Annotated in this window: 2 protein-coding genes; both read right to left on the bottom strand. The window is 55.9% G+C overall.

Features of this window, described 5'->3' with window-relative positions; all coding sequences use genetic code 11:
• Window positions 1-271 (bottom strand): hypothetical protein (locus G3I71_RS44700; RefSeq protein ID WP_164324597.1); only part of this gene is annotated, 271 nt, incomplete at its 3' end.
• A 31-nt stretch (window positions 272-302) separates the two neighbouring features.
• The coding region (locus G3I71_RS44705) for a hypothetical protein (protein WP_203733001.1) at window positions 303-1,114 on the bottom strand (812 nt) is incomplete at its 5' end.

Genomic DNA, 1,114 nt, shown 5'->3' on the forward strand with positions numbered 1-1,114 from the left:
TATTTCGAGGTATCGCCTCCTCTTCTAGCTCTCGGATCTGCCTCTGAAAAAACTCGGCATGATTTTCAGGAGGTTCCATGTTCTTTAGCCGCGTGAGCATGCGGTTCAGCGAATCTTGATGCCAGAGCATGAACTCAGTGAGGCGGCAAAGGAGCACCTCTACAGCATTGTCTAGCAAGATGAATGCGAGGCGTAGTTGCGGGACACGCCCGATCTGAATGAGACGTTTTGCCTCCTCCAGCTGTACGACGATCAGCTCTGTACGTTCCATGACGGGCTTCCGTTCGGCCAGCAGGAGGGACTCAGGAGAATGCAGCCTCAATGCGTTCTGCAAGGCGGCGGACGCGTGCGCTGTGCGGGCCTGCCGATCCTTCTTCTGGGGTGGAAAATTCGAACGCAGGTATGGAGCAGGAGATGGCGATCCGTTGCGTTACGGAACTATGGTCTCCCCGATGTTTGTCACACCAGTCGAAATAAAATTCCGCCACCGTGAGCGACGAAGCAAGAAGCTCGACTGCCAAATTTCTCAGCATGTCAGCCCTCTTGTTCAGTCCGAAGCCGTACGGATTTTCTCGGTTGGTGACGCCGTCGTAAGCCTCATCGTCATAGCCGAATCCTTCATACAGGGCTTGATGTCTCAAAGAAGCGAGAGCTGGAATGCCTGCATTCATCAGCTCGTGCAGATCTTCGTTGGGGTTGCGATGTGATGCATAGGCGAGAGCCGCCAAAACCTGATCAGGCAGGGCAGGGTTGCGCGATGTGATCAGCTGCTTCAGCTCTCCCCAGCGGTTTACGTGGTTCCGCCTGCGAGATTCGAATGACCATTTCCCGGCCCGTGCCATAATTGCACAGATTACGTGGGGATCACCGGGAAGTGATTCGTGTTGTAGCAGCTCACTGGAGTCCGTCGTGTAGGCACGCGCCTGCCCTCGCGCCGGCTGGATCATCACTCGCCCACGCGTCGCTAGAAACCCATCGAGGCCGTGGAATGCCCCGGTGTAGAACATTGCGGAGCTAGCTGCTCGAAACCCGTGCTCGATGAGCAAGTCCCCGGCCATGATAGATCTGGCACACAGGAAGGTGCTGCGAATGGCATTTCTGATCGCCAGGATTC

The organism is Streptomyces sp. SID12501, from assembly GCF_010550245.1.
Taxonomy (GTDB): Bacteria; Actinomycetota; Actinomycetes; order Streptomycetales; family Streptomycetaceae; genus Streptomyces.